The sequence below is a fragment of the Streptomyces diacarni genome (genome assembly GCF_003323715.1).
Classification (GTDB): domain Bacteria; phylum Actinomycetota; class Actinomycetes; order Streptomycetales; family Streptomycetaceae; genus Streptomyces; species Streptomyces diacarni.
On the sequence record NZ_QOIN01000046.1, the window covers coordinates 518803 to 544459 of the forward strand.

Here is a 25657-nt window from a genome sequence, read left to right on the forward strand (position 1 = left end):
CTACCCCGCCCGCGCCCAGTCCTTGGCGAACTCGCCGGGCGGGGCCGGACGCGCGTAGTACCAGCCCTGTGCCGTGTCGCAGCCCAGTTGCCGCAGCTGGTCGGCCTGGCTCTCCGTCTCCACGCCCTCCACCGTCACGGCCAGGCCGAGCGCGTGCGCGAGCGAGACGATGCCCTCGACGAAGGTCAGGTCCACCGGGTCGGCCGGGTGGCGCTGGAGCCCCTGGGTGAAGGAACGGTCCAGCTTGAGCGTCGTCGCCGGGAGCCTGCGCAGGTTGGCCAGGTTGGAGTAGCCGGTACCGAAGTCGTCCAGCGCGATGTCCACCCCGAGGTCGGCCAGCTGCCACAACGGCTTGAGCTCGTCCTCGTCGGCGCTGATCAGCGCCGACTCCGTGACCTCCAGGCACAGCGACGAGGGCGCCACTCCGGCGGCCTCCAGCACCGCGATGGTATCCGGCACCAGATCGGGATGGTGCAGCTGCCGGGGGGAGAGGTTGACGTTGACGCGCAGCGGCTGCCCGCCGGCCCACGTGCAGGCCTGGGAGACGGCCTGCTCCAGCACCCAGCGGCCCAACGGCACGATGAGCCCGGTGTGTTCGGCCAGCGGGATGAAGCGGTCGGGGCCCAGCCGGCCGTGCACGGGGTGCTTCCAGCGGACCAGCGCCTCGGCGCCGTCCACCTGCCCGTCGCTCATCCGGATCAGCGGCTGGTACTCCAGGAAGAACTCGTCGCGCTCCAGTGCCCCCGGCAGGTGGTTGGTGAGGCTGTGCCGGTCGATGGCGCGGGCCTCGGAGTCCGGGTCGGCCAGCGCGTAGCGGTTGCCCCCGGCGTCCTTGGCCCGGTACATCGTGATGTCGGCGCTGCGCAGCACCTCCGCGGGCTCCAGCCGGCCCGAGGCGCCCTCCACGATGCCGATGCTGGCGCGTACGGACAGCTCACGTCCGTCGACGCTGATGGGGGTGGCCAGCGCCGCCAGCAGGGAGCGCGCCAGGCAGGTGACCTCCTCGGTGTCCTGCGGGTCGGACATCAGCACCGCGAACTCGTCCCCGCCGATCCGGGCCACCAGGTGGGCCGGCGCGGTGGTGCAGGACTGCAGGCGCTCGGCGACCGCGACCAGGAGCTGATCGCCCACCGCGTGTCCGAGGCTGTCGTTGACGGCCTTGAAGCCATCGATGTCCAGGTAGCAGAGCCCGAACCTGCGCACGCCGCCGCCGGGGCTGAGGATCCGCTCCAGGCGCTCGGCGAACAGCGTGCGGTTGGGCAGCCCCGTCAGCTCGTCGTGGGTGGCCTCGTAGCGCAGACGCAGGTGCAGCAGGCGCCGCTCGGTGACGTCCTCCATGAGGGCGAGTTGGTAGCGCGGTTCGCCCTCGGCGTCCCGCAGCAGCGAGACGGTCAGGTTGGTCCACAGCATGGTGCCGTCGGGACGCTGGTAGGGCTTCTCCACCCGGAAGTGGTCGCGCCTCCCGCGGGCCAGCTCGCGGTGGAGCCGCCACACCTCGGGGGCGTCGTCGGGGTGGACCCAGTCGTTGAGGTTGCGGCGGCGCATCTCCTCCTCGGAGCGCCCGAACATCCGGGCCAGCGCGCCGTTGGCGTCCCGCAGCCGGCCGCTCATGTCGGCGATGCCGATGCCGATGGTGGCGTCCTTGAAGACGGCGCGGAAGCGGGTCTCGGAGGCGTGCAGGGCCTCTTCGACGGCGGTCTGGGCGGCCAGCGCGGCCCGCGAGAGCGACTCCTGCTCGCCCAGGGTGCGTTCGCGGACCGCGAAGGCGAACCCGGCGGCGAGCGCGTGCTGGAGCCGGGCGCAGCGGGAGCGGGTCTCATCGACGCCGAGCGCGCCCGGGACGCCCGCGGCGGGCGCGAGTCCGGCCGCGTACAGCACGAGGTAGGACTCGACCACGCCGAGGACGTGCGGCAGCGCGTCGGGGCTGGTGCAGTGCGCCTCGTCCACCAGCGCCCGGCCGACCTCGCGGCCTGCCGAGGGGGTGAACGGGTGGGCGTGCAGGGCCTCGCCGAGACGGACGGCGAGCGGATGGAGGAAGTCCTCCAACTCGGCACGGGTGAGGGAGGTCTGGGTCGCCGGGTAGATCGTCCGGCTCCAGATCCGGGCGAACCTGCGCAGCCCGTCTTCCCCGCCGTCGCAGTCCTCGCGGTCCTCCCCGCGCTCGTTTGGCGAAGTCACGCGGCGCCTACCGCCTTACGGCCGATTCCGGCGAAGCCGCCGCAGGCGCCGCTCTCCTCGTACTCCGGTGGTCCGTCGGGCCGCCACTGCGGTACCGGGACCAGACCGGGCTCGACCACTTCGAAGCCTTCGAAGAACAGCCGGATCTCGTCCTTCGTGCGGATCACCAGCGGGGCGTTCGCCGTGCTGTAGACCTCCTTGAGGCCGACCCCGCCGTCGCGTCTCGGCCCCGCCTCGGGGGAGCCGTGGGAGAGCACGAGCAGACTGCCAGGCGCGAGGTGCCGGGCCAGTTCGGTGAGGTACGTGCCCGGCTCGTCGCGGTCCTCGACGAAGTGCAGCAGCGCGACGAGCATCAGGGCCACAGGACGGCGCAGGTCGAGCAGGTCCTCCACCTCGGGGGACTCCATGATGTCCTGCGGGGAGCGGAAGTCCGCCGAGACGATGCCCACCCGCCGCTCGCCCTGGAGCACGGCGCGGCTGTGCGCGACCGCCACCGGGTCGTTGTCGACGTAGACGACCCGGGCCTCCCTCTCCAGTGCGTGCGCCACCTCGTGCACGTTGCCGAAGGTGGGGATGCCGGAGCCGATGTCGAGGAACTGGGTGACGCCCTCCTGGAGTGCGAAGCGGATGGCGCGGCGCATGAAGGCGCGGTTGTTCTGCATGATCTTCGGCAGCCCCGGCCACGCCTGGATCGCCCTGCGTGCCGCCTCCCTGTCGACCTCGAAGTTGTGCGAGCCGCCGAGGTAGTAGTCGTACATCCGCGACACGCTCGGCACCGTGAGGTCGATGCCGTGGGGGGCCCAGGCGGGACGTTCCATCGAGGGGTCTCCAGCTCGCTGCGTTCACCGGGGAGTTCCGGTCGGGGCCATGAGGCTAACGACCGGGGAGCGGCGCACGGAAGGAAACAGCGTTACTGGGGCTGGATCTTGCCCGGGTGTTGACAGCGCGGGCGGGAGGTATCGGGGCATAGTGCATTCCGGCATGATTTAATTGCGAGCTGTTTGCAAGAGCCTCCGATTTCCAACAAGGAGTGTGCCACAGATGACTGCCCGGACGGTACGGACGGCCACCGCGATGGCGACCGCCGCCGTCGTACTCGCCTCAGCAGCGGCATGCTCAGCCCCTGATGACGGGGGCGGTCCCGGCGGTGGCACGGACGCACTCACGGTCGGCGTCGCCCAGGAGCCCGAGACCCTCAGCCCGCTCCTCGGATACGGCAAAGAGGGCAACTCGAAGATATTCGACGGCCTGCTGACCCACGACGCGCAGATGCACCTCAAGCCCGCTCTCGCCACCCACCTGCCGAAGGTGAGCAAGGACGGCCGCACCTACACCTACGACCTGCGCAAGGGTGTCACCTTCAGCGACGGGAAACCCTTCACCGCGAAGGACGTCGTCTACACCTACGAGACGATCCTCGACAAGAAGACCAACAACGCCTCCAAGAGCGAACTCGACGCCGTCGACAGCGTCCACGCCGAGGGCGAGCACACCGTCGTCTTCCGGCTCAAGTACCCCTACGCCGCCTTCGCCGAGCGCACCGTGCTGCCCATCGCCTCGAAGGCCGTCGCCTCCAAGACGAACGTCAACACTGGCTCCTACAACACCGAGCCCGTCGGCACCGGACCCTACGTCCTCACCAGCTGGCGCAAGGGCGAGAAGCTCAGCTTCAAGGCCAACCCGCACTACTGGGGCGGAAAGCCGAAGATCAAGCGCTTCACCGTCGCCGTCATCGAGGACGACGACGTGCGCGCCACCCGGCTGCGCTCCGGCGACCTGGACGGCGCCATCCTGCCGCCCAACCTCGCCAAGACCTACGAGAAGGACGAGGACAAGCGCACCTTCAGTGCCAAGACCGCCGACTACCGCGCCGTCACCCTGCCCAGCGACAACCCCGTCACCGGCGACAAGGCGATCCGCCGGGCCCTCGACCTGGCCGTGGACCGCAAGGCCATGGTGAAGTCGATCCTCAACGGCGCCGGCAAGCCCGCCTACGGGCCCCTGCCCACCGACAGCCCCTGGTTCGCGAAGGGCACCGAGCGGCCGCACGACCTGAAGGCGGCCGAGAAGATCCTGAACGACGCGGGCTGGAAGCCCGGCAAGGACGGCGTCCGCCGCAAGGACGGCGAGCGCGCCGCCTTCACCCTCTGGTACTTCTCCGGTGACAAGCTGCGCCAGGACCACGCACTGGCCTACGCCTCCGACGCCAAGAAGGCCGGTATCGACGTCCAGGTCCAGGCAGGCAGCCGCGAGGTCATCCGGCCCAAGGTGAAGCACGACGCGATGCTGCTGGGCAACGGCTTCCCCGCAGACCCGGACTTCGACCTCTACCCGACGCTGCACTCCTCGCAGGCCGGCAACGGCTGGAACAACCTGGCCTACTACCACGACAAGACCGTCGACGAGCAGTTGGACGCCGCCCGCCGCAGCCGCGACCCCGAGACGCGCAAGACCGCCTACACCAAGGTCCAGCGAGCCCTGGCCAAGAACCCCGGCTACACCTTCCTGACCACCATCGACCACGTCTACGTCATCGACGACAAGTGGCGCGGGCTGACCACCCAGGTCGAACCGCACGACCACGGCATCGGCGCGGGACCCTGGTGGAACGTCCAGGACTGGCAGCCCGAGAAGTGACGGAAACGGACATACCCGCGGCCGCGCGGCCCCCGCGGCAGCGCCCCGCCCGGCGCGCCCTGTGGGGCCCGGCCGCCCGGCTGGTGGGACGGCGGCTGCTGGCCGCCGTCCCCGTACTGGCCGCGGTGACCTTCGGCGTCTTCGCCGTCGCCGCCGCCTCCCCCTTCGACCCCGTCCAGCAGTACGCGGGCTCCGCCGGACTCAACGCCTCCCAGGAGACCCTGGACCAGCTGCGCGCCAACCTGAACGTCGACGGACCCTTCCCGCAGCGCTGGTGGAACTGGCTCACCAGCGCCGTGACCGGCGACTTCGGCGACTCCACCTCCCTGCGCCAGCCCGTCGCACAGGTCATCACCGAACGGCTCGGCTGGTCGGTCCTGCTGTGCGCCGTCGGCTTCGCCTTCGCGGTGCTCGTCGGCACCGTGCTCGGACTCGCCGCGGCCCGCCGCAGGGGCGGCCTCCTCGACCGGACGGTCACCTCCCTGTCCTACACGCTGGAGGCGGCACCGCCGTTCTGGCTCGGGCTGCTCGGCATCTGGCTGTTCGCCCTCCAGTTCGACGTGCTGCCCGCGGGCGGACTCACCGACAGCGGCAGCGACGTCGTCACCGCCTCGGCGCTGCTGCGCCACCTCGCACTGCCCGCGCTGGTGCTGGGCATCTCCCAGGTGCCGTGGTTCCTGCTGTACGTCCGCCAGGGCGTCGGCGACGCGCTGGCGGAGGACGCCGTACGCGGCGCACGCGCCCGCGGCCTGTCCGAGCGGACCGTGCTGCTGGGACACGCGCTGCGCTCCGGGCTGCTGCCCGTGCTCACCCTGATCGGCTCCCGCATCCCCGAACTCATCACCGGCGCACTGCTGGTGGAGACCGTCTTCAGCTGGCCCGGCATCGCCTCGGCGACCGTCGAGGCCGCCACCGCGACCGACTTCCCGCTGCTGGCCGCCCTCACCACGCTGGCCACGGTCGCGGTACTGGCCGGAAACCTGCTCTCGGACCTCGGCTACGGACTCGCCGACCCCCGCGTGGCCATGGAGGAGATGTGAGCATCCCCGCGGCGCTCAGGCGCAGGACCCCACGCGGCACGCCCGCGACGGGCCGCGGCCTGCGGCTGCCCGTCTCGGCCTGTGTGGTGGCGGCCGTCCTGCTGGCCGTCGTCCTCGTGCCGCTGCTCGTCCCGCTGGACGAGCAGGCCGTCGACATGACCAACAAGCTCCACGCGCCCTCCCTCGCCCACCCCTTCGGCACCGACGACGTGGGCCGCGACGTGCTGCTGCGGTGCGTCTACGGACTGCGCGTCTCGCTCCTCGTCGGCGTCGTCGCCGCGCTGACCGCCACCGTCATCGGCACCGCGGTCGGCGCCGCAGCCGGCGCGGTCGGCGGCCGCACCGACCGGATGGTGATGCGCGCCGTGGACGTCTTCTCCTCCGTGCCGCACCTGCTGCTGGGCATCTTCATCGTCGCCATGTTCCGGCCCGGGGTGTGGCCCGTCGTCATCTCGGTGGGGCTCACCCACTGGCTGTCGACCGCGCGGATCGTGCGCGCCGAGCTGCTGTCCCTGCGCTCCCGCGACTTCGTCGACGCCGCCGTCTCGGGCGGCGCCTCCCGCTGGCGGGTCGGCGTACGGCACCTGCTGCCAGGCGTGCTGCCGCAGGCCGGACTCGCCGCCGTGCTGATGGTGCCGCACGCCATCTGGCACGAGTCGGCGCTCTCCTTCCTCGGGCTCGGCCTGCCCACCCACCGGGCCAGCCTCGGCAACATGATCCAGGACGCGCGGGGCACCCTGCTGGCCGGCGACTGGTGGCCCACCCTCTTCCCCGGCCTGTTCCTCATCGTCCCGACCCTCGCCATCGCCTCCCTCGCCGGGGTGTGGCGGGAGCGGATCAACCCGCGGCGCCGATCGGAGCTGATGCTGTGAGCCAGGGCACCGACGCACCCGAGCCCCTGCTGTCCGTCCGCGACCTGTCCGTACGCTTTGGGATGCGGGGCGGGCGCGAGATCGCCGCCGTCACCGACGTCAGCCTCGAGGTGGCCCACGGGGAGTGCCTGGCGCTGGTGGGGGAGAGCGGCTGCGGCAAGTCGGTACTCGCCTCCGCGCTGCTGGGGCTCCTCCCCGGCAACGCGCGGGTCGGCGGCTCCGCGCTGCTGTCCGGGCCACGGCCCGGCGAGACGACCGACCTCCTGGCCGCCGACGAGGCCACGCTGGCCCGCACCGTGCGCGGCCGGCGCGTCGGTCTCGTCCCGCAGAGCCCGGCGGCCCACCTGACGCCCGTGCGCACGGTCCGCTCCCACCTGGCCGAGACCGTACGGGAGCTGACCGGGGCGAAGGGCCGGGCGCTGGCCACCGCCACCGCGGCAGCCGCACGGCGCGCCGCCTTCCCCGCCGACCACCTCGACCGCTACCCCCACCAGCTCTCCGGCGGACTCGCCCAGCGGGCCGCCACCGCGCTCGCTCTCGTGGGCGAAGCGCCGCTGCTGCTCGCGGACGAGCCCACCACCGGGCTCGACCGCGACCTGGTCGAGCGCACCGTGGACGAGCTGCGCGGCCACGCCGACGCGGGGCGCGGACTGCTGATCATCACCCACGACCTGGCGGCGGCCGAACGCATCGCCGACCGGGTGGCCGTCATGTACGCGGGCCGCGTCGTGGAACTGGCCGAAGGGCGCGGCTTCTTCGGCGCTCCCGGACCCCGCCACCCCTACGCCCGCGGCCTGCTGGACGCGCTGCCAGAACGTGCGTTCCGCCCCATCCCCGGCATGCCGCCCGAACTGGGCGACCTCCCCGCCGGCTGCGCCTTCGCGCCGCGCTGCGCCCGCGCGGACGCCACGTGCGCGACCGTGCCGGCCCTGAGCGGCACGGTGGCCTGCCACCACCCGGTGCCGGCGCCCGAGCCCGCCGGGCACGGGCTGCGTCCCGAAGGGAGCCGGACATGACGCCGAACCCGCCCGCGCTGGAGCTGCGCGCGGTCACCGCCGGGTATGACCGGAGCGCCCCCGTGGTCCGCGAGGCCTCCCTGACGGTGGCCGGGGGCGAGGCCGTCGGGCTGCTGGGGCCCAGCGGCTGCGGCAAGTCCACCCTGGCGAAGGTCGCGGCGCTGCTGCACCGCCCCTACGCGGGCACCGTCCACCTCGGTGGCGTCCAGGCGCGTGGCTGGCGGCACCGGGCGCCCCGCGCCCAGCGGACCGCCGTCGGCGTCGTCTTCCAGCAGCCCCGGCTGGCCGCCGACCCCCGGCTCACCCTCGCCGCGCTGATCGCCGAGCCGCTGCGCGCCACCGGGCGGAAGACCGAGGCGCTGACGCGCACCGGGGAGCTGGCCGGCTCCGTCGGCCTGGGCACCGACCTGCTGGGCCGCCGTCCGCACGAGGTCAGCGACGGCCAGCTGCAACGCGCCTGCCTCGCCAGGGCGCTGGCCCTACGGCCCCGGGTGCTCGTCTGCGACGAGATGACCGCGATGCTCGACGCCTCCACCACGGCGGCGCTGGTGGCGGTCGTCGAGGAGTACCGGGAGCTGACGGGCGCCGCCCTGCTCGCGGTCGGCCACGACCGCACCCTGCTGGAACGCTGGTGCGACCGCACGGTGGACATGCCGGGCATCGCACTCCCGGCCCGGGCCCCGGCCCCCGGGCCGAACCGTTAGGACCGGTGGACCGCGCCCCGGAGGGGCGCGGGGAACTGCCCCCACGCGCCGAAGTCCACCCGCAGACCGCCCGCCACGAACAGTGGCACCCCGTTGCCGGGACAGCACCCACAGGCAAAGCTCTACAGCCGCACCCCGTGCTGCCGCAGATACGCCAGCGGATCGATGTCGCTGCCGTAGCCGGGCCCCGTGCGGATCTCGAAGTGCAGGTGCGGCCCCGTGGCGTTGCCCGTCGCGCCCGAGCGGCCGATGCGCGCTCCCGCACCGACCGACTGCCCGGACCGTACGGAGATCGCCGACAGGTGCCCGTACTGGCTGTACCTGCCGTCGCTGTGGCGCAGCACCACCTGGTAGCCGTAGGCGTCCTGCCAGCCGGCCGAGACCACCGTGCCGCCCAGCACCGCCTTGACGGAGGTCCCGGTGGAGACGGGGAAGTCCACGCCGGTGTGGTGCCCTGACGACCAACTGCCGCCCGCCGCGCGGTAGGCCGTGCTCGGGCCGACACCGGCGACGGGAGCGGTAGCCGAACCCCCCGAGGAACGGGGTGCCTTCTTCTGCGGTGCCTTCTTCGGCGGAGCCTTCTTCTCGGGCGTCTGCTCCTGGTGCGCCTTCCGCTCGGAGGCGGCCGGGCGCTCGGCGCGGTCGGGACCGCTCTCCTTCCGCCCGGTCTTCTGCGCAGGCCCCGTCGTCTCCAGGCGCTGTCCCGGCAGGATCAGGTCGGGGTCGGCTCCGACGGTGGAGCGGTTCCAGTCGTAGAGGCGGTGCCAGCCGCCCTCCACGCTGCCCGCTTCGGCGATGCTGGAGAGTGTGTCGCCGCTGACCACCTCGTAGGTCGTCTGCTTCTTCAACCGCTCGGCCCTGGCCCGGTCCGCCTTGTCCTTCGACGCCCTGGCCTTCTCGGCCTTCTCGTCCCTCTCGGCCTTCCTGCCCTTCTCGTCCTCCGACGCCCGCGCCCGCACGCTCTTCGGCTCGCCGGAGCGGGCCCGTTCGCTCTTCGGACGCGCATCGGCGCGCTGCGGCTCGGCGTCGCCCCGGGCGAGACCGGCGCGCGGACCGCAGTGCGGCCACGCCCCGGGGCCCTGCCGGTCCAGCACCTTCTCGGCGACGGCGACCTGCTCGCTCGGCGAGGCCAGGTCGGCCCGCGGTGCGTACGCGCGTCCGCCATACGCCTCCCAGGTGCTCCGGGTGAACTGGAGCCCGCCGTAGTGGCCGTTGCCGGTGTTGATGTCCCACGTGCCGCTGCTCTCACAGGCCGCTACCTTCTCCCACACCTCCTGCGGCGCGGCGTGCGCGAGCTGGGCCGCGGCGAGGGGTAAGGCGATACCCGCGCCACCCGCCGTCACCGTCCTGGAGACGCGCGCGGCGGAGCGGGGCTGGGGTCGGCGGTGGCGCCCACGTGCGGACATGGCCGGTTCCTCCGGTGCTCGGCGGTCCGCGCGCCTGCGCGGCCGGTGGCGGGGTGACGCGGTGCTACAGGTCCAGGCCGCGCCCGCGCCCGAGGCGGTGCGCGGCCTGGTCGGCGACGGACTCCTCCAGGTACACCTCGCACACCAGGCGCCCGCCGGCCGTCATGTTGTGTTCCAGCTCGTAGAGGCTGACCTCGTACCCGTCGGCCAGCAGGAAGGCGTGTTCGTAGACCGCGCACCACACCTGGCCCTCGCCGGGGCCGCCGGGGTGCGCGTGCGGTTTGGGGACGTGGGTGATGTGGTGTCCGAGCGCGGTGGCCAGCTGCCGCAGCGTCTCCTCACCGGGGCGGTCCGGGTTCTCGGCTCTGCGTAGCAGCCTGCGGGCGTGCTCGGCCGAGCCGCCCCGTACGTACTCGCGGGCGGGGAAGACCTCGGCCCCCGGCCGCCCCGGCGGGGAATCGAAAGAGGTACGGGTGATGCCGAACGAGGCGTCCGGTGTGTGGGCCTCGCCCATCTGGCGGTGCACCCGGCGCTCGGAGCGCGCCAAGGCCTCCGCGTCGTCGTATACCTCGTGCAGTTCGCCGGCGCCTTCGGGGCCGTCGTAACACAGTTCCCACAGCAGCACACTGGCCCCGTCGGCCAGCAGGAAGACGTGGCGGAAACTGCTGCACCGCAGCGCGGGCGGCGGGGAGTTGCGGTGCCGCCAGCCGTAGAGCTCGACCTGGAACATCACCGCGTCGCGCAGCCTGTGGAGGACCGCGTCGGGGACGTCGAAGGGGTTCTGGGCGCGGGCCAGCAGCTCGTGAAGGTGGTGAGCAGGCGTCAGGTGAGCTTCCTCGCTCATCGCGGACCCTCCCGGCGTGCAGCAGACTACCGACCGTCCCCGCGCGCACACACCGTAGCGCTCCGAGTGCGGTGAGCGGGAGGAGTTGGCGGAATTCCGCTCGCCCCGCCCCGGTGGCGAGGCGTTCCTTGGGCCGGTTTTGGCCGGTGCGCCGACCCGCAGGCGGGGCACATCCGGGGGTGAGAGGCGTCCGAGGGGGAACGACACTGGTGGACGTCACGGGGGACGGGCCCCGGCTGAAGGGAGCGCGGCGGTGACCACACTGCCCGTCGGATACGAGTCCTACTGGATGCTTTCAGCGGCGGCGACGCCCCAGGAGCCGCTGCCGCCCGACAGCAGGGTCGAGGTGGACGTCGCCGTGGTGGGCGGCGGCATAGCGGGGCTGTCGACGGCGTGGGAGCTGGCCCGCGCGGGGCGGAGCGTCGCCGTACTGGAGTCCGACCGGCTGGCCGCAGGCGTCACCGGACACACGACGGCCAAGCTCTCCGCGCTCCAGGGGCTGTCCTACAGCTGGCTGCGCGCCAACCGCTCACCCGCGGACGCGCGGCTCTACGCGCTCTCGCAGCAGGGGGCCGTGGAGCACGCGGCCGCCGTCGCCCAGCTGCTGGGCGTCGACTGCGAGTTCGAACGAGTCCCCGCGCACACCTACGTCGAGTCGGCCGAACACGTGGCGGAGATACACGAGGAGGCCCGCGCGGCGGCCGAGGCCGGACTGGCCGCCTCGTACGTGACCGCCACCGGGCTGCCCTTCCGGGTGGGCGCGGCCGTACGCGTCGAGAACCAGGCGCAGTTCCACCCGCGCAAGTACCTGCTGGCGCTGGCCGAGGACATTCGGCGCCGCGGCGGACTGCTGTACGAGCGCACCCGCGTCGTCGCCCTGGACGAGGGCGAACCGTGCGTGGTGACGGCGGAGAACGGGGGCGAGGTCGCCGCCCGCGACGTCGTGGTGGCCACCCACTACCCCGTCTTCGACCGGGCGTTGATGTTCTCCCGGCTGCAACCGCGCCGCGAACTGGTCATCTCCGCGCTGCTGCCCCAGGAGGACGATCCGCGCGGCACCTACCTCTCCCCCGAGCGCGGTACCCGCTCGGTGCGCACGGCGCCCTACCCGTTCGGGGACGGCAGGCGGCTGCTGATCGTCACCGGGGAGACCTTCAGCCCCGGCACACCGGGCATCGGTTCGGTCGCCGCCCGCTACGAGCGGCTCGCCGCCTGGACGTACGAGCGGTTCCCCCGGGCACGGCTGGCACACCGCTGGGCCACCCAGGACAACGAGACCACCGACCGCGTGCCCTACATCGGCCGCTTCCACGCCGCCACCCAGCACACCTACGTCGCCACCGGGTTCGGCGGCTGGGGCATGAGCTCGGGCGTGCTCGCGGGGCAGCTGCTGGCCGCGCACATCACCGGCGGCGAGCTGCCCGCCTGGGCGGGACTCTACGACCCCGTCAGGCTCCGCCCGAGCGACGGACCCGCGCTGCTGCGGCTCCAGTCGACGGTGGCCCGCCGCTTCGTCGGCGACCGGCTGCGTCCCGGCTACGTCGACTCGGTGGAGGAGATCACCCCCGGTACGGGCGCCATCGTGCGCGTGCGGGGGAGGCGCTGCGCGGTCCACCGCACCCCCGAGGGCGAGCTGCGCGCCCTCTCGCCGCGCTGCACCCACCTGGGCTGCCTGGTGCGGTTCAACGACGCGGAGGTCGCCTGGGAGTGCCCCTGCCACGGCTCCCGGTTCGGCACGGACGGCTCGGTGATCCAGGGCCCGGCGACCCGGCCGCTGGAGCCGCGTGACCTGGGCGAGGAGTGAGGCGCCGGCGCTCCGCCCCGGTGGCCGGTCCCGAGCCGGGGCCCCGCGCCTCGCCGGGCCGCGCGGGTGAGCGGCCCCGCGCCCGCTACAGCCACTCGGGGTCGGTCTCCAGCACGACCGTCTCCCGCGCCGCCAGCAGGTCGAACTGCGGCCCCGTGCGCGGCAGCTCGGCACGGAAGAAGTACCGCGCCGCCTGCCGCTTGCCCCGCAGGAACGCGTCGTCGGGCCCGGCCTCCAGCGTGGCCAGGAACTGCTCCAGCCAGATCCACGCCACCACCACGTGCCCGACGGCCTCCAGGTAGAGGGACGCGTTCGCCAGCGCCACCTGGGGGTCACCCGGCTCCCACACGCGGGCCGTGGTGGCCACGGCCCGCTCCCAGTAGCCCCGCAGCGTCGCCGCGAGACCGGCCGCCTCGTCCCCCGCCGCCTCGGCGCGCTCCAGCGTCCCGCCGATGACGGCGCCCAGTGCCCGCAGCCCCTCGCCGCCGCCCCGCACCACCTTGCGGCCCAGCAGATCGAGCCCCTGAATGCCGTGCGTGCCCTCGTGGATGGGGTTGAGGCGGTTGTCGCGGTAGTGCTGTTCGACGTCGTACTCGCGGGTGTAGCCGTAGCCGCCGTGCACCTGGATGGCGAGGTCGTTGGCCTCCAGGCACCACTGCGAGGGCCAGCTCTTGGCGATCGGGGTCAGCACGTCCAGCAGCAGCGCGGCCCGCGCCCGCTCCTCGTGGGAGGCGGCCGAGCGCTCTTCGTCGACGAGCTTCGCGCAGTAGAGCAGGAGGCCGAGGGCGCCCTCCACGTACGACTTCTGCGCCAGCAGCATCCGCCGCACGTCGGTGTGTTCGACGATCGGCACCTGTCCGGCGTCCGCGTCCTTGCCCGCCGCGGTCAGCGGCCGCCCCTGCGGGCGCTCGCGGGCGTAGGCCAGCGACTTGAGGTAGCCGGTGTAGCCGAGCGCCATCGCGCCCGCGCCGACGCCGATGCGCGCGCCGTTCATCATGTGGAACATGTACGCGAGCCCGCGGTGTTCCTCGCCCACCAGGTGGCCGACGGCGCCCGCCTCGCCGCCGGGCCGGTGGCGGGCTCCTTCGCCGAAGTTGAGCAGCGTGTTGGTCGTGCCCCGGTAGCCCATCTTGTGGTTGAGGCCCGCGGGCACCACGTCGTTGCGCTCGCCGCGGGTGCCGTCGGCCTCGACCAGGTACTTGGGGACGACGAACAGGGAGAGCCCCTTGACCCCGGCGGGGGCGCCGGGCGTGCGGGCGAGCACGAGGTGGACGATGTTCTCGGACAGTTCGTGGTCGCCGCCCGAGATCCACATCTTGGTGCCGAACAGCCGGTAGGTGCCGTCCGCGCGCCGCTCGGCCCGGGTCGCCACGTCGGCGAGCGAGGAGCCCGCCTGCGGCTCGGACAGGCACATGGTGCCGAACCAGCGGCCCTCCAGCATCGGCCGCACGTACGTGTCGACCTGTTCGGGCGAGCCGTGGGCGCACAGCAGCCGGGCGTTGCCGAGCGTGAGGAAGGGGTAGGCGGAGGTGCCGACGTTGGCGGCCTGGAAGTAGGCGAAGCAGGCGGTGCTGACGACGTGCGGCAGGCCCATGCCGCCGTGCTCCTCGTCCATGGCGGCCGCCAGCAGCCCCGTTTCGGCGAACACCGCCAGCGCGTCGGCGACGTCCTCGTGCGTGTGCACCCGCTCGCCGTCGAACCAGGGCTCTTCCCCGTCGTTGCGCTTGTTGTGCGGGGCGAAGTGGTCCGCGGCGACGCGTGCGCTCAGCGCCAGCGCGTCGTCGAAGGTCTCCCGCGAGTGTTCCCGGTAGCGGGGGCGTTCGGTCAGCGCGGTGATCCTCAGCCAGTCGTGGAGCTGGAAGTCGAGGTCGCGGTGCGAGAGCAGGGTGGCGGGTGTGGCCATGACGGTTTTCCGATCCCGGGAGCGGCGGGCGTGAGCGAGCGCCGCGACGAGGGTGTCTAAGCGCTTGCTTATGCTCGCTTCCGTGTCAGGTCCTGTCAACGCCCGCCGGAACCACGGCCACCCCGCGGCGTCACGGCTTGCGGGCCACCCCCGCGTGCAGGGTCAGCGCCTCCCTCGGCAGGCGCTGAGCCGGATCGCCGTCGGGCCGCCACAGGTGCGCCATCGTGACACCGGGATCGAGGAGGTCGAGACCGTCGAAGAACCGGGCGACCTGCTCCCGGCTGCGCGGCACGAACGCCGTACCGCCCCGCTGATAGATCCCGATGACGTCGTCGGCCCGGTCCGAGGTCCCGTCGTCCGGCAGGTCGGCGATGCCGTGGCTCACACACAGGAAGCTGCCGGGAGCCAGCGGTTCGAGCAGCGCGGCCACGATGCCGTGCGGATCGCGGCCGTCGGGGACGAAGTGGAGGAGCGCGTTGACCGACAGGGCCACGGGCCGGCTCAGATCCAGGGTGTCGCGAAGCTCCGCGGCGCCGAGAATGCTCCCGGGGTCGGTGACGTCCGCGTGGAGGTAGGCGGTGCGCCCCTCGGGAGTGCTCCGGAGAAGGGCGTGGGCGTACTGGAGGACGATCGGGTCGTTGTCGGTGTAGACGACCCGCGCCTCGGGGAGCACCGACTGGGCGATCTGGTGGAGATTGGGTTCGGTGGGGATGCCGCTGCCGATGTCGAGGAACTGGGCGACACCGTGGTCGGCCGCCAGCGTGCGGGTCACCCGCGCCATGAAGTCGCGGTTGGCGCGGGCCGCCGCCACGATCTCGGGAAGCACGGAGACCACCGACTCGGCCGCCCGTACGTCCGCCTCGTAGTGCGTCTTGCCCCCGAGGTAGTAGTCGTACATCCGCGCCGCGTGCGGTCTGGTCGTGTCGATCGGCGGCGCGCTGCCGTGCTCGGGCACGTGCTCCCCCTCCGTCGTCCGTGCGTCCCGGCGGCCGTGCCGCTCGCTCAGGGCTTGCGGGCCACCGCCGCCAGCATGCTGGGCTGCCCCTCCTTGAGCTCGGTGACCTGCTCGGGGTCCGGGCGCCAGTCGTGCGCCATCACGATGCCGGGCTCGACCAGCTCGAGCCCCTCGAAGAACCGGGCGACCTCCGCGCGGTCCCGCAGCCTGAGAGTCGTCCCGCCCTTGGCGTAGATCTCCTCGACGTCGCGGCCCAGCTCGGCGAGCGCCGGGTCGTCGATGTCGGCGGTGGCGTGCGAGAGGCACAGGTAGCTGCCGGAGGGCAGCCGCTCCAGCAGCCCCTTGAGGATCTCGTAGGGACCCCACTCGTCGGGGACGAAGTGGAAGAGCGCGTTGACCGAGAGGGCGACAGGACGGGTCAGGTCGAGAGTGGAGCGCAGCTCGTCGGAGTCGACGATGCTCGCCGGGCGGGCGGCGTCCGCCTGAAGGTAGGCGGTGCGGCCCTCGGGGGTGCTGTGCAGCAGCGCCTGCGCGTACTGGAGCACGATCGGGTCGCTGTCGGTGTAGACGACCCGCGCGTCGGGGGCCACCGACTGGGCGATCTGGTGGAGGTTGGGCTCGGTGGGGATGCCGCTGCCGATGTCCAGGAACTGCCGTACCCCCGCCTCGGAGGTCAGCCAGCGGGTGGCGCGGATCATGAAATCGCGGTTGGCACGCGCCATGCCCCCGGCGAACGGCACGGTCGCGATCACCGCTTCGGCCGCCTGCACGTCCGCCTCGTAGTGGGTCTTGCCCCCGAGGTAGTAGTCGTACATCCGCGCCGAGTGCGGCTTGGTGGTGTCTATGCCGGGGAGGTTTCCCTCTGCCGTCATGCGGCCTCTCCGTTCTCCGGTCCGGTACTGCTGGCGGGCGGCTCGCCGCTCGGTGGCGCCGCCCGGGGTCGTCGCGTCAGTCGGAGGCCAGCAGGAAGTCGGCCACGCCCTGCTTGGCGCCCTGGAGGAAGGTTTCGAACTCGTGGGTGGTGTAGATCAGCGCCGGTCCCTCGGGGTCGGTGGACTGGCGCAGGGCGACCCGGCCGTCGCCGAGCTTCATCGCCTCCACGCAGCTGCCCCCGTTGGTGCCGCTCCACGGCTTCTGCCAGCCCTCGGTGCCGAGGTTCTTGGCCGGCATGCCGTTGTATATGTGGGGGCGGGTGTGGCCTGTGTGACCCATGGTTCTAAAACTCCTTGCGGATCTCACCGAGGACGGTCTCGGTGTGTGGTACTGGCGCGGCCTGCGCGCCCATGCGGTCCAGCACCTCCAGGTAGGCGGCGGTGTCCGGACGCTGGTCCAGGTACGTGGCCCCCGTCAGGCTCTCCGTGTAGACGATGTCCGGGAGCTCCGGAATCTCGAAACGGAACAGCTGGAAGGGCCCGAACATGCCGGGGTGCGCACCTGAGGTGAACGGGATGATCTGAAGCGTGATGTTCTGCGCTCTGGTCATCTCGGCGAGGTGGTCGATCTGGCCCCGCATGACCTCGGGAGAGCCCACGTGGCGCCGCAGCACCTGCTCGTCGAGCACGGCCCACAGCACCGGCGCCCGCGGGCCCTCCAAAAGCCGCTGGCGCCCCATGCGCAGCTGGACCCGCCGGTCCAGCTCGTCCTCGTCGGCGGAGGGGAACCCGGTGCGCAGCAGCGCACGCGCGTAGTCCTCCGTCTGGAGCAGTCCGGGTACGCAGTGCGGCTCGTACGCCCTGATCAGGCTGGCCTCGCCCTCCAGGCTCACGTAGAGGCTGAACCAGGCGGGGAGCACGTCGCGGAAGCTGTGCCACCAGCCGGGCTGGTTCGCCTCCTCCACCAGGGTGAGGAAGGACGCGGCCTCCTCGTCGGAGAGGCCGTACATGCTCAGCAGCTTCTCCACGTACGGGGGCTTGAGCCCGACCTCCGCCTTTTCCATGCGGCGCACCGTGGTCGTGTTCACGCTCAGTGCATGCGCGGCCTCGGCGAAGGAGCAGCCCGCGCGCTCCCGCAGGTCACGCAGGCGCAGGCCGAGCACTATCTGCCCCACAGTCGGCGCGGAACGGGCCTCGGCCACTACTGCCTCCTCGACTTGCCTCCCCGGGCGGACCCTGATGCCTGAGCAGTCTGCCATGGCTCTCGTGCAGCAGCCATACTGCCCATTCGATTCTGCGAATTGCAGAACTCCTCTTGCCATCTGTGAAAGAGGCTGCGCATAGTGAAGAGCGTGACCCAGCTCATGCAGCTGCGGCACCGGAGCCGCACACCAACGTCCGCATCGCCGGAGGGCCTGCCGGTAACAGCCCCCCGGCTCACTCACGCGTGCGCCAGCGCCTCTGAGGGCCGTGCGGAACACCTGCCGGCAGCCGTCCCCACACCCCACAGGTAGACGGAAGGCGATCCCGTGGCCTCCTCGTATCCCCCTGCACAGCTCTCCTCACCCGCACCGGCCGCCGTGGCCGACGAAGCGCGGCAGGAGGGATTCGAGCTTCCGGCACACACCTCGTCCGTGGCCCGTGCCCGCGCCCACCTGCGCAGCCACCTGCTCCGCTGGGGCTTCCCCGAGGACCTCGGGCACACGGCGCAGCTGGTCATCTCCGAGTTCGTCACCAACGCCGTCCTGCACACCGACACGGGGCGCATAGGGTGCAGCATCCATCTGGACGGCAGCAGGCTGCGTATAGAGGTCACGGACGAGGGTACCCAGACCCGGGCACCGCAGCCACGCAGCGCGGGGCCCGACGAGGTCAACGGGCGCGGCCTCCAGCTCGTGGGCGCCCTCGCCCAGCGATGGGGGGTCTCGGCCCGGGACACCCGGTGCGGCCGCGTCGTCTGGGCGGAGCTGGGCACGACCGGCTGAGCGGTACGGCGGCTGAGCTGCGCCGCGCCTGAGCGGTACGGCAGGCACAGCCCGCGCGGCCGGCTGAGACGCGCGGCCGGCTGAGGCGCGTGCGGTGGGCGCGTCGCAACCGCCCCGGAACCTCCCGGTATGTACCGCGCACCTTCTCAATTTCCGCACGTGACAGGCCGATTGACGTGGTCCAGACCGCTTCCGGCGTGTCATGCTTCCCGCCAGGGCAGGCGCACGCGCTGGCAGAGTGCGCGATGCACGGGGAACACGTGGGGCACCGATGCGGGAAGAGCTGGCCGGGGCGGACGATTTCGGAGTGGACGCGGTCGACGTCACCGTTCCGAGCGTGTCCCGGATGTACGACCACTATCTGGGCGGTAAGGACAACTACGCCGTCGACCGCGAGGCGGTGGCGGCACTGGACCGGAAGGTGCCGGGCACCCGCGCGCTCGCGCTCGACAACCGCAGCTTCCTGCGGCGCGTCGTGCACGTCCTGAGCCGGGAGTACGGGGTGCGCCAGTTCATCGACCACGGCTCGGGCCTGCCCACCCAGGACAACGTCCACCAGGTGGCCCAGCGGGTGGACGGCGGCGCCCGCGTCGTCTACGTCGACAACGACCCCATCGTCCTCGCCCACGGCCGTGCCCTGCTGGAGGAGAACGCCCGCACCGCGGTGATACGCGCTGACATGCGGGACACCGACGCGATATTCGACAGCCCCGAGGTGGGCCGCCTCATCGACCGGGGCGCACCCGTCGCGCTGCTCTTCGTCTCGGTGATGCACTGTCTGCCCGATGCCTCCGACCCGGTGGCCCTCGTGGAACGGGTCATGGCGCGGGTGCCGTCCGGCAGCTTCATCGTGCTCAACCAACTGGTCAGCCTCGACGCGGAAACCAGGGAGTTCGTCACCGACTTCATGGGCCGCAGCACCCAGGGGCAGTGGGGCCGGGTCCGCGAACCCCACGAGGTGGCGGGCTACTTCGCCGGGCTCGACGTCATCGACCCGGGACTGGTCGAGATCACGGGCTGGCGCCCGGACTCGGACCTGCGCTGCCGCCACACCGACGACGTCTGGTTCGAGTACGGCGGAGTGGCCCGCAAACGCTGATCCGCCACCGGGCCGACCCGCCGCTGAGCGCTCAGTACTCGCTGAGCAGCTTCTCCAGGAACGTCAGCGTCCTGGCCGGGGGCTCGGCCATGGCGCACAGGCGGTCCATCACCACCAGGTAGCCCTCCACCTCGTCGCGCTTCTCCAGGTAGAGGGAGCTGGTGAGTTGCTCCAGATAGACGATGTCGGGCAGGTCGGGTTCCAGGAAGCGGAGGATGGTGACGGGACCGCCGGCCGCGGCGAGGCCGCCCAGGCTGAACGGGGCGATCTGCAGCGTGACGTTGGGCCGCTGTGCCACCTCGATCAGGTGCTCGATCTGGGCCCGCATCACCTGGCGGGAGCCCAGCGGGCGGCGCAGCGCCGCCTCGTCCATCACGGCCCACAGCCGGGGGGCGTGCGGCTGGTCGAGTATGGCCTGGCGCTCCATGCGCAACTCGATGCGGCGCTCGCTGCGCCGCGCGTCGTCCCTGGGGTGGCCGAGCCGGATGACCTCGTGCGCGTACTGCCGCGTCTGCAACAGGCCGGGGACGAACTGCACCTCGTACATGCGGATGAGGGAGGCGGCCTCCTCCAGCCCGATGAGCCGGTCGAACCACGGCGACATCACGTCGCTGTACTTCTGCCACCAGCCGGGCGAACCGGCCTGGCGCGCGAGCGCGAGATACTCCTCCCGGTCCTGCGGGTCCCACACCTCGTACAGCGTCAGCAGGTCGGCGACGTCGCGTTCCTTGCAGCCGACCCGGCCGAGCTCCAGGCGGCTGATCTTGGCGTGCGAGCCGCGGATCGCCTCGCCCGCGTCCTCGCGTGAGATGCCCCGCTCCTCGCGCAGCCGCCGCAACTGGGTGCCCAGGACGATGCGCAGGATCGTCGGACCGCCTCTGGGGTGGTCGAGGATGCGTCCGGGCGACGCCTCGCGCCGCGGCTGTACTGCCATCGCGCCCGCCTTGCTTCCCTGAGTGACTGTCCGGACGCTCAGTGTCCCATTCCGCTCACCGGGCGTACAGCCATACCGGTGACGTGACCGGATTCAGCGGCTCGTGTGGCGGTGCGGTGCACCTGTGAACTCGGCGCGCCGGCGGGGCCGTCGGCACCGGGCGGTGCGCCGGTGCACACGTGAGCCGCCGCCGCACGTCCGTGTCGTGCGGCGGCGGCGCCGTGGGGTCTTGCTTTTCAGCTGGTGGAGCGACGGGTCAGCGCTAGCTCTCCAGCAGGTCGTCGAAGTCGCCGTCCTTGGCGCCCTGGACGAACGCCGCGATCTCTGCGGGGGTGTAGACGAGGGCGGGGCCCGAAGGAAAGCGGGAGTTGCGCATCGCGACACCCCGGTCGGGAAGGGTGGCCACCTCCACGCAGTTGCCGTTCGGGTTGCTGCGGCGGCTCTTGCGCCACACCGCGCCTTCGATCCGGGTGGCCTCGATGCCGTTCTCGATCTGCATGTACGTCTCTCCCTACGTCACTTGCGTTTCCCCCGTGGGCGGTTGCGACGTCGAAAAGCGTCTCACAGCCGAGCGTGATTGCAGATGTACTTGCATCTGTACTTGCAGAAGTAAGTACGGACCCGCCACAATGCCCGTCGTACTCCACCCCTGTGCCTCCGGGGTCTCAACTCCGCCGCTCGACAACGGAGTTCACGATCATCCGTCCGCCTACAGGAGCTCCAGTGACCACACCAGGCGCCCGACCCCCCGCCGCAGCGGACCCGGTGGAAGACGGTTCCGACGTGGACAACCCCCTCACGCGACTGCTTCTGCTGCTGGAGATCGCCGATCGGCCCGACTGGCTCCGCGATCTCGCGGCCACGGGACCGGCCTCAGGCGGCCACGGCTGCCGGTAGCCCCCGCGCGCCGACGATCTCCAACCGCGAGACCGCGCGGGTGAGCGCGACGTAGAGCAGGTGGAGCCCGCGGGGCCCGCTCCGCGCGATCTCGGCCGGCTCCACGAGTACGACGTGGTCGTACTCCAGCCCCTTGGAGAGCTCGGCGTCCACGACGGTGACCCGGGCCGCCGACGCCTCCTCGCCGGGCTCCTCGGACGGGACGCCCGCGGCGGACAGAGCGTCCCGCAGTGCGGCCACCCGCGCCCCGGCGGCGATCACCCCGACCGAGCCCTCCCGCTCCAGCGCGCCCCGCACCCGCTCGGCCACGACCGCCGGCACCTCGGCGGGCGCGGCCACCGGCACCCTCGTCAACTCCCCGCCCGGGCGCAGCGACCGCGCGGCAGGCACCCGCACCCGGAGTGAGCCGAGCAGCCGGTTGGCGACCTCGACCAGCGCAGCAGGCACCCGGAACCCCGTGGTCAGCGGCGTGACGACCGCGTCGGGCGCGCCCAGGTGCGTCAGCTGCGACTCCCAGTCGCGGGCCGCCCATGCGGTGGTGCCCTGGGCCAGGTCGCCCAGCACGGTCAGCGAGCCGAAGCGGCTGCGACGCGCCAGGACGCGGCACTCCATGGGGGAGAGGTCCTGCGCCTCGTCCACCACCACGTGCCCGAAGCTCTCCTCGGGGTGCTCGATCAGCCCCGCCACCTCGTCGAGCAGCAGCAGATCGGCCCGCGACCAACGTGCCGTGCGGGGCGTGCGCGGGCGGCGGCCCGCCCACAGCAGGGCACGCTGCTCGGGTGCCTCCAGCAGCCCCTCGCCCGCCGCCGCCAGCACCCGGGCGTCGCCGAGCAGGCCGGCGACGACCTCTTCGGGCCGCGCCCTGGGCCACACCGCGTCCAGGAAGGCGGTGAGCTCCCTCTTCCTGCCCATACGGCGCAGCCACTCGCCGCCCGGCGGTCCCGCGCGGCGCTCGGCGCGGTCGCGCAGCAGCGCGACGGTACGCGCCCGCACCCGTTCCCTGCCGACCTCGTAGGGCGGCTGTTGGGCCAGTGTCTCCTCGACGATCGCGCGCAACTCCTCCTCGCCGAGCCGCCACCGGTAGGAGCCGTCCGGCACCGCGAGCGGCCCGTCCGGCAGCCCCACCCGTGCGTACAGGGCGCGGTGCAGCACGCTCGCCATGCGCGCGTCGTGCTTCACCTCCACGGCGTCCGGGGCGTCCTCGGCCGTCACCTCGTGCGCGGGCAGCAGATCCGCCACCGTGCACTGGCGCACGCCCCCCTCGCCGAGAGAGGGCAGCACCGCGGAGATGTAGTGCAGGAACGCCGCGTTGGGTCCGACGACGAGGAGCCCGCCGCGCTCGATCCGGCGCGGGTAGGTGTAGAGGAGGTAGGCGGCGCGGTGGAGTCCGACGGCGGTCTTGCCCGTGCCGGGCGCGCCCTGGACGCACAGGGACGTTCCGGGGCCCGAGCGGACCAGGTCGTCCTGCTCGGGCTGGAGGGTGGCGACGATGTCGCGCATCGGGCCGACGCGGGGGCGCTCGATCTCCTCGGCGACGATGCCGCTGCTCAGCGCCGAGGCGGCGCCGTCCCCGCCGGCTCCCGCGTCGGCCAGCGGCTCGTCCTCCAGGCCCGTCAGGTCCGCGGCCGCGCCCGTGCCGCCCGGCGCCCAGCCGAACCGGCGGCGCGAGCCGACGCCCTGCGGGACGCGGGCCGTCGCCTGGTAGAAGGCGCGCGAGACGGGCGCCCGCCAGTCCAGCACCAGCGGCGGGGCCGAGGGGTGTGCGCTGACCCGGCGGCGGCCGATGTAGTACCGCTGGCCGCGGTGTTCCCCGGCCTCGTCGCCCGCCGGGCCCTCGCTGCGGAAGTCGAGCCGGCCGAAGAACGGCGGCCCGTCGGGCTCCTCCCGTACCTCCTTGGCGCGGCTGCGCAGGTACCGGCCCAGCGCCTCGGCGCTCGCCCCGTCTCCCGCGACGCCTTCCTCGGCGGCGTCGCCCGAGTGGCGGCCGGTCACCACGCCCGCGCCCTCCCGCACCCGCTGACGGGTGGCGGCGTCCGTACGGTCGAGCGCGGCCCGGCAGGTGTCGGTGTAGGCGCGCTCAGTGGCCAGTTCCGTGGCCAACTCGGCGGCCGGCTCGGCGCCGGGAGCGGCGTCGTGGGTGGGGTCTTCCCCCGGCATGGAACGCTCCTCTTCGTGGTGGGTGCCGCGGCGCCCGGTGTCGGGGCGCGGCGGTGGCGGTCAGGCGTACGGGGCCAGGCCGGTGCGCAGGAGGGCGAAGGCGTGGACGGCGTCCTCGCGCGCCGTCACCAGGCAGCGCTCCGCGCTCGCGCCGCGCGCGACGCGGCGCCAGTTCTCCAGCGCGAGGACGCGCTGGGCGGTGATGATCTGCCCGGCGGCCAGCTGTGCCGTCAGCGCCGCGCGTCCGGCGCCCGAGCCGTGCGCCGAGCCCTGTGCCGGCTCGTCGCTTGGCCCGGCGCCTGAGCTGTCCGCCGAGCTGCTGCTCGGGCCGTCGTCCGAGCCGTCGGCCACCCCGGCCAGCTCGGCGGCCAGCGCCGCCTCGGAGCGCGCGGTGTAGGAGTGCAGGCGGGCCACCAGGCTGGGGGTGCCGTACAGCAGCCGGTGGAAGGCGAGCACCTCCGGGTCGTCGCACAGCCCGGTGACCGGGTCCCGGGCGTCGAGCCCCGCGAGGAAGTGCGCCTCCAGCGCGCCGAGCGGTGCGGCGCCCGGTGTGCGGGCGGCGACCACCCGCGCCGCCTCGTCCTCGTGGTCGGCGAAGCGGTGGAGGGCCATGTCCTCCTTGGCGGGGAAGTAGCGGAAGAGGGTCGGCTTGGAGACCTCGGCGGTGTCCGCGATCTCGGACACGGAGACGGCGTCGAACCCCTTGGCCAGGAAGAGGGACACGGCCGCGTCGGAGATCGCCTGGTAGGTGCGCTGCCGCTTGCGCTCGCGCAGCCCGGAGGGGGATTCGCTCATGGGGACGACCGTAGCAGGGAAACGTAACCGAGTTACATTCGTAACCGGGTATCTGCATGGCGGACGCCGTGTCCGCGTTCCCTTTGCGGCGGCCGTGACGTGCTGCTGTAGTGGAGTTGAGCCCGCTCGCGGCGCGGCGCGGACCAGGCGGGGGCGGCCGGCAGTCAGGACAGGTCGCGACCTGAACTGCCACTCCGCGGCGGCCGGCCACGGCATCCGTGCCGGCCGGCCGCCGCGGAGCACGCCGACGGTGCTCAGGGACCGACCGACCACACCGAGCGGCGGCCGGAAGCCGGCAGCCGGACACCGAAGCCGCCGGCCAGAAGCCGCCGGACAAAGTCGCCAGCCAGGAGCCGCCGGCCAGAAGTCGCCAGCCAGGAGCCACCAGCCATCAGCCGGGAGCCCGCATGAAGGCCCTCCAGTACCAGCGCATCTCAGAACCGCCCGTCCTCACCACGGTGGACGACCCCGAACCCGGTCCAGGACAGGTCTTGCTGGAGGTCACCGCGGCCGGCGCCTGCCACTCGGACTTCGCCGTGATGGGCATGACCGCGCAACAGCTCCGCTTCCCCCTCCCGCTCACCCTCGGCCACGAGGGCGTCGGCACGGTGGCGGCCCTGGGTGACGGCGCGAGCGGCGTCCAGGTGGGGGAGTCCGTCGCGGTGTACGGGCCCTGGGGCTGCGGTGTCTGCCACAACTGCGCCCAGGGCAAGGAGAACTACTGCCTGCGCGCCGACCGGGACGCCATCTTCCCGCCAGGGCTGGGCGCGCCGGGCGCCATGGCCGAGTACCTGCTCGTCGACGACGCGCGCCATCTGGTGCCGCTGGGCGATCTCGATCCGGTCACCACGGCTCCGCTGACCGACGCCGGGCTGACGCCGTACCACGCGGTCAAGCTGTCGGTGCCCAAGCTGGTCGCCGGGACCACGGCCGTCGTCATCGGCGCCGGCGGCCTCGGCCACATCGGCATCCAGCTGCTGCGGGCCATGACCCCGGCCCGCGTCGTCGCGCTGGACGTCTCGGAGGAGAAGCTGGAGCTCGCCAGGAACGTCGGCGCCCACGAGGTACTGCTCTCGGACACCAAGGCCGCCGACCGGATCCGCGAGCTGACCGAGGGTCAGGGCGCCGCAGCCGTACTCGACTTCGTCGGCGTCCCGCCCACCACGGCGCTCGCGGGCCAGAGCGTGGGCATCGAAGGCGACGTCACTCTCGTGGGCATCGGCGGCGGCTCCCTGCCCGTCGGATTCGGCATCCTGCCGTACGAGACGACGGTGCGCTCCCCGTACTGGGGCAGCAGGTCCGAGCTGGAGGAGGTGCTGGCCCTGGCCCGCCGAGGCGTGCTCGACATCCACGTCGAGCGGTTCCCCCTGGACGAGGCGCCCCGCGCCTACGAGCTCCTGCACGAGGGGAAGGTCAACGGCCGCGCGGTGATGGTGCCCTGAGACGCGCGGGACGCCCGGCCCCTCGCAGGCGGGGGAGCGCCCGGCGGCCCGCTCTCTCCGCTCTCTCCGCTGTTTCCGCCGTGTTCGCTGTGCCGCGCCTTCTCCCGCAAACGCGCC

23 protein-coding genes are annotated in these 25657 nt (G+C 72.8%); 10 read left to right on the forward strand and 13 right to left on the reverse strand.

Going from position 1 to position 25657, the window contains the following annotated elements; all coding sequences use genetic code 11:
• Both DTL70_RS19085 and DTL70_RS19090 read right to left on the reverse strand, forming a co-directional pair.
• The gene (locus tag DTL70_RS19085) at positions 1 to 2178 is read right to left on the reverse strand and encodes a putative bifunctional diguanylate cyclase/phosphodiesterase (protein ID WP_114023148.1); all 2178 of its coding nucleotides are present in this window, start codon (positions 2176 to 2178) and stop codon (positions 1 to 3) included.
• Entirely contained in the window at positions 2175 to 2996 is an 822-nt protein-coding gene (locus tag DTL70_RS19090) for an SAM-dependent methyltransferase (protein WP_114023149.1), read from the reverse strand. The genes DTL70_RS19085 and DTL70_RS19090 overlap by 4 nt, the downstream gene beginning before the upstream one ends.
• 223 nt (positions 2997 to 3219) lie before the next feature.
• Here DTL70_RS19090 and DTL70_RS19095 point away from each other — a divergent pair, with 223 nt between their 5' ends.
• The 5 genes from DTL70_RS19095 (at position 3220) to DTL70_RS19115 (ending at position 8447) form a co-directional block, all read left to right on the forward strand.
• Positions 3220 to 4815, forward strand: a complete 1596-nt coding sequence (locus DTL70_RS19095; protein WP_114023150.1) for an ABC transporter substrate-binding protein — start codon at positions 3220 to 3222, stop codon at positions 4813 to 4815.
• 59 nt (positions 4816 to 4874) lie between these two features.
• On the forward strand, positions 4875 to 5855 hold the full coding sequence (locus DTL70_RS19100) for an ABC transporter permease (RefSeq protein ID WP_114023233.1): 981 nt from the start codon (positions 4875 to 4877) through the stop codon (positions 5853 to 5855).
• 2 nt (positions 5856 to 5857) lie between these two features.
• Complete coding sequence (locus tag DTL70_RS19105; protein ID WP_114023235.1) at positions 5858 to 6727, forward strand: ABC transporter permease; 870 nt, start codon at positions 5858 to 5860, stop codon at positions 6725 to 6727.
• 62 nt (positions 6728 to 6789) lie between these two features.
• On the forward strand, positions 6790 to 7743 hold the full coding sequence (locus tag DTL70_RS19110; protein WP_114023234.1) for an ABC transporter ATP-binding protein: 954 nt from the start codon (positions 6790 to 6792) through the stop codon (positions 7741 to 7743).
• Positions 7740 to 8447, forward strand: coding sequence for an ABC transporter ATP-binding protein (locus tag DTL70_RS19115; protein WP_114023151.1), 708 nt, complete (start codon positions 7740 to 7742; stop codon positions 8445 to 8447). The genes DTL70_RS19110 and DTL70_RS19115 overlap by 4 nt, the downstream gene beginning before the upstream one ends.
• A gap of 122 nt (positions 8448 to 8569) precedes the next feature.
• Here the strand turns inward: DTL70_RS19115 and DTL70_RS19120 are convergent, their stop codons facing one another.
• Both DTL70_RS19120 and DTL70_RS19125 read right to left on the reverse strand, forming a co-directional pair.
• Entirely contained in the window at positions 8570 to 9853 is a 1284-nt protein-coding gene (locus DTL70_RS19120) for a transglycosylase family protein (RefSeq protein WP_114023152.1), read from the reverse strand.
• Between the two features lie 64 nt (positions 9854 to 9917).
• Positions 9918 to 10697: a DUF6227 family protein gene (locus tag DTL70_RS19125; RefSeq protein WP_114023153.1), complete on the reverse strand. Its 780-nt coding sequence runs from the start codon at positions 10695 to 10697 to the stop codon at positions 9918 to 9920.
• A 253-nt stretch (positions 10698 to 10950) separates the two neighbouring features.
• Here DTL70_RS19125 and DTL70_RS19130 point away from each other — a divergent pair, with 253 nt between their 5' ends.
• On the forward strand, positions 10951 to 12501 hold the full coding sequence (locus tag DTL70_RS19130; protein ID WP_114023154.1) for an FAD-dependent oxidoreductase: 1551 nt from the start codon (positions 10951 to 10953) through the stop codon (positions 12499 to 12501).
• Positions 12502 to 12586: 85 nt separating this feature from the next.
• Here the strand turns inward: DTL70_RS19130 and DTL70_RS19135 are convergent, their stop codons facing one another.
• The 5 genes from DTL70_RS19135 to DTL70_RS19155 form a co-directional block, all read right to left on the reverse strand.
• Complete coding sequence (locus DTL70_RS19135; RefSeq protein WP_114023155.1) at positions 12587 to 14404, reverse strand: acyl-CoA dehydrogenase; 1818 nt, start codon at positions 14402 to 14404, stop codon at positions 12587 to 12589.
• A 130-nt stretch (positions 14405 to 14534) separates the two neighbouring features.
• Positions 14535 to 15359 (reverse strand): SAM-dependent methyltransferase, encoded by an 825-nt coding sequence (locus DTL70_RS19140; RefSeq protein ID WP_114023156.1) that lies wholly within the window; start codon positions 15357 to 15359, stop codon positions 14535 to 14537.
• A gap of 47 nt (positions 15360 to 15406) precedes the next feature.
• Positions 15407 to 16231 carry an SAM-dependent methyltransferase gene (locus tag DTL70_RS19145; protein WP_114023157.1) on the reverse strand — a complete coding sequence of 275 codons (825 nt, stop codon included), beginning with the start codon at positions 16229 to 16231 and terminating at the stop codon, positions 15407 to 15409.
• Positions 16232 to 16307: 76 nt separating this feature from the next.
• A complete protein-coding gene (locus DTL70_RS19150; protein ID WP_114017946.1) occupies positions 16308 to 16571 on the reverse strand; it encodes a DUF397 domain-containing protein in 264 nt (87 codons plus the stop codon).
• Positions 16572 to 16575: 4 nt separating this feature from the next.
• A complete protein-coding gene (locus DTL70_RS19155) occupies positions 16576 to 17433 on the reverse strand; it encodes a helix-turn-helix domain-containing protein (RefSeq protein ID WP_114023158.1) in 858 nt (285 codons plus the stop codon).
• A gap of 327 nt (positions 17434 to 17760) precedes the next feature.
• On the opposite strand from DTL70_RS19155, the gene DTL70_RS19160 reads away from it, so the two are divergent.
• A complete protein-coding gene (locus DTL70_RS19160) occupies positions 17761 to 18216 on the forward strand; it encodes an ATP-binding protein (RefSeq protein ID WP_114023159.1) in 456 nt (151 codons plus the stop codon).
• 271 nt (positions 18217 to 18487) lie between these two features.
• A complete protein-coding gene (locus DTL70_RS19165) occupies positions 18488 to 19315 on the forward strand; it encodes an SAM-dependent methyltransferase (protein ID WP_114023160.1) in 828 nt (275 codons plus the stop codon).
• 31 nt (positions 19316 to 19346) lie between these two features.
• Here DTL70_RS19165 and DTL70_RS19170 read toward each other — a convergent pair whose 3' ends face one another.
• Both DTL70_RS19170 and DTL70_RS19175 read right to left on the reverse strand, forming a co-directional pair.
• A complete protein-coding gene (locus DTL70_RS19170; protein WP_114023161.1) occupies positions 19347 to 20249 on the reverse strand; it encodes a helix-turn-helix domain-containing protein in 903 nt (300 codons plus the stop codon).
• 262 nt (positions 20250 to 20511) lie between these two features.
• Positions 20512 to 20748, reverse strand: a complete 237-nt coding sequence (locus tag DTL70_RS19175; RefSeq protein ID WP_114023162.1) for a DUF397 domain-containing protein — start codon at positions 20746 to 20748, stop codon at positions 20512 to 20514.
• A gap of 224 nt (positions 20749 to 20972) precedes the next feature.
• Here DTL70_RS19175 and DTL70_RS33605 point away from each other — a divergent pair, with 224 nt between their 5' ends.
• Positions 20973 to 21146: a hypothetical protein gene (locus DTL70_RS33605; RefSeq protein ID WP_181860986.1), complete on the forward strand. Its 174-nt coding sequence runs from the start codon at positions 20973 to 20975 to the stop codon at positions 21144 to 21146.
• Here DTL70_RS33605 and DTL70_RS19180 read toward each other — a convergent pair.
• Complete coding sequence (locus DTL70_RS19180; RefSeq protein ID WP_114023163.1) at positions 21123 to 23303, reverse strand: HelD family protein; 2181 nt, start codon at positions 23301 to 23303, stop codon at positions 21123 to 21125. The genes DTL70_RS33605 and DTL70_RS19180 overlap by 24 nt on opposite strands.
• A gap of 60 nt (positions 23304 to 23363) precedes the next feature.
• Entirely contained in the window at positions 23364 to 24098 is a 735-nt protein-coding gene (locus DTL70_RS19185) for a TetR/AcrR family transcriptional regulator (protein ID WP_114023164.1), read from the reverse strand.
• 407 nt (positions 24099 to 24505) lie between these two features.
• On the opposite strand from DTL70_RS19185, the gene DTL70_RS19190 reads away from it, so the two are divergent.
• Positions 24506 to 25540, forward strand: a complete 1035-nt coding sequence (locus DTL70_RS19190; protein WP_114023165.1) for an NAD(P)-dependent alcohol dehydrogenase — start codon at positions 24506 to 24508, stop codon at positions 25538 to 25540.
• Positions 25541 to 25657 lie beyond the last annotated feature (117 nt).

What these genes read in the sequence shown, in the direction of transcription:
- DTL70_RS19090 (WP_114023149.1), bottom strand. Translation starts at nt 2,996, where the DNA reads ATGGAACGTCCCGCCTGGGCCCCCCACGGCATCGACCTCACGGTGCCG.
- DTL70_RS19095 (WP_114023150.1), top strand. Translation starts at nt 3,220, where the DNA reads ATGACTGCCCGGACGGTACGGACGGCCACCGCGATGGCGACCGCCGCC.
- DTL70_RS19110 (WP_114023234.1), top strand. Translation starts at nt 6,790, where the DNA reads ATGCGGGGCGGGCGCGAGATCGCCGCCGTCACCGACGTCAGCCTCGAG.
- DTL70_RS19115 (WP_114023151.1), top strand. Translation starts at nt 7,740, where the DNA reads ATGACGCCGAACCCGCCCGCGCTGGAGCTGCGCGCGGTCACCGCCGGG.
- DTL70_RS19120 (WP_114023152.1), bottom strand. Translation starts at nt 9,853, where the DNA reads ATGTCCGCACGTGGGCGCCACCGCCGACCCCAGCCCCGCTCCGCCGCG.
- DTL70_RS19125 (WP_114023153.1), bottom strand. Translation starts at nt 10,697, where the DNA reads ATGAGCGAGGAAGCTCACCTGACGCCTGCTCACCACCTTCACGAGCTG.
- DTL70_RS19135 (WP_114023155.1), bottom strand. Translation starts at nt 14,404, where the DNA reads ATGGCCACACCCGCCACCCTGCTCTCGCACCGCGACCTCGACTTCCAG.
- DTL70_RS19145 (WP_114023157.1), bottom strand. Translation starts at nt 16,231, where the DNA reads ATGACGGCAGAGGGAAACCTCCCCGGCATAGACACCACCAAGCCGCAC.
- DTL70_RS19150 (WP_114017946.1), bottom strand. Translation starts at nt 16,571, where the DNA reads ATGGGTCACACAGGCCACACCCGCCCCCACATATACAACGGCATGCCG.
- DTL70_RS19165 (WP_114023160.1), top strand. Translation starts at nt 18,488, where the DNA reads ATGCGGGAAGAGCTGGCCGGGGCGGACGATTTCGGAGTGGACGCGGTC.
- DTL70_RS19170 (WP_114023161.1), bottom strand. Translation starts at nt 20,249, where the DNA reads ATGGCAGTACAGCCGCGGCGCGAGGCGTCGCCCGGACGCATCCTCGAC.
- DTL70_RS19175 (WP_114023162.1), bottom strand. Translation starts at nt 20,748, where the DNA reads ATGCAGATCGAGAACGGCATCGAGGCCACCCGGATCGAAGGCGCGGTG.
- DTL70_RS19180 (WP_114023163.1), bottom strand. Translation starts at nt 23,303, where the DNA reads ATGCCGGGGGAAGACCCCACCCACGACGCCGCTCCCGGCGCCGAGCCG.
- DTL70_RS19185 (WP_114023164.1), bottom strand. Translation starts at nt 24,098, where the DNA reads ATGAGCGAATCCCCCTCCGGGCTGCGCGAGCGCAAGCGGCAGCGCACC.
- DTL70_RS19190 (WP_114023165.1), top strand. Translation starts at nt 24,506, where the DNA reads ATGAAGGCCCTCCAGTACCAGCGCATCTCAGAACCGCCCGTCCTCACC.